The organism is Exiguobacterium sp. SH1S21 (assembly GCF_004337175.1).
Classification (GTDB): Bacteria; Bacillota; Bacilli; order Exiguobacteriales; family Exiguobacteriaceae; genus Exiguobacterium; species Exiguobacterium aurantiacum_A.
The window spans coordinates 1-1,459 of sequence record NZ_SJUY01000024.1 but is presented as its reverse complement, the minus strand read 5'-3'; the positions used below and the strand labels follow the sequence as shown (position 1 = coordinate 1,459).

1 protein-coding gene is annotated in these 1,459 nt (G+C 46.9%); it reads left to right on the top strand.

The genetic code is table 11. The features are described 5' to 3' along the window. Positions 1–93: 93 nt before the first annotated feature. A protein-coding gene (locus EVJ24_RS15050) for an IS3 family transposase (RefSeq protein WP_131441801.1) occupies positions 94–1,421 on the top strand; the annotation gives its coding sequence in 2 pieces (ribosomal slippage) (positions 94–493 and positions 493–1,421; 1,329 coding nt in all). The last annotated feature ends 38 nt before the right edge of the window (positions 1,422–1,459 follow it).

Below are 1,459 nucleotides of genomic sequence, written 5' to 3'. Positions count from 1 at the left end.
TAAACTGTACCCTGAGTAATAGACACTAAAAAAAGTCTATTGCTCAGGGTTTTTGTGTACACTGAACTAAATCATATCGGGAGTGGATTTGAGATGTCGAAGAAGCTGTTTACGTCGAAAGAGATAAATGAGTTGAGCACAAATAAATACGTCAAGTCCGTGAGCCCGAAAGGGATCACGTATACCGATGAGTTCAAAGAACTTTTTATGGCACAGACACTTGATGGACGGTTTCCGGTAGAAATCTTCCGTGACTGCGGATTTGATATCGAGGCTGTGGGTGCTTCGCGCATAAACTCTTGTAAGAAACGCTGGTTAGCGTCTTATAAAAGAGACGGGGTAATGGGTCTGCGCGATACACGAGCAGGTAATTCAGGACGCAGCAAAGATAAAGAACTGTCTACGGAAGAACGGTACGCGAAGCTCGAGGCCGAAAACAAACTGTTAAAAGCCGAGGTCGAACTATTAAAGGAGATCCGCCTGGCGGAAGGGAGAGGAAAGCTGGATTAAGCGCATCACAAAAATATGAGTTGATTCAAAGTGTCATCATCAAGCACGGAATGAAAGGTATGGTCAGCCATCTCTGTCACGTTGTCGGGGTGTCACGTCAGGGATACCACGCCTATTTCTCGGAACGGAGGATACAGATCAGACAGGAGCGCGAAGCGAAAGACATTGTTCTTCGCGACCTCGTTCTGAAAGCGTTCCACTTCAAGAAGCGAAAGAAGGGAGCTAGGCAGATCAAGATGGTTCTGTCTGGTCATTTCGGTGTGTCGATGAACCTGAAGTGCATCCGACGTATCATGCACAAATATAACATCGTGTGCCCAATCCGTAAGGCGGACCCATACAAACGGCTCATTAAGGCGACGGCCGAGCACCGAGTGGTGCCGAATCACCTCAAGCGCGAATTCAAACAGGGCACGCCCTACAAGGTCCTCCTCACCGATATCACATACATATTTTACGGGAAAGGGAAGCGCGCCTATCTTTCGACCATCGTGGACGGATCGACCAATGAGGTACTGGCACACCATCTCTCTGAGAACATCAATCTCGACATCGTATTGGACACGTTGAAGCATTTACGTAAGAACCGGAGGGTTCGTTTGGCGAAGGATGCATTCATCCATTCAGACCAGGGTGGGCACTATACGAGTCCTACCTACCAGAAACAAGTGAAGCGTATGAGGTTAGTCCAATCTATGTCCCGACGGGGCAACTGTTGGGATAACGCCGTCCAGGAATCATTCTTTGGACATTTCAAGGATATCCTCGAGTTAGAGGAGTGCACTACGTTCGACTCTTTGCGTAATGAGGTCCGTAGGACCATTAGCTACTACAATCACCATCGTTACCAATGGAACATGAAAAAGATGACTCCTGTACAGTACAGGAATCATCTTCTTCAAGTCGCATAAGTTTTTTTTCATATGTCCTTTACATTGGGTACAGATTA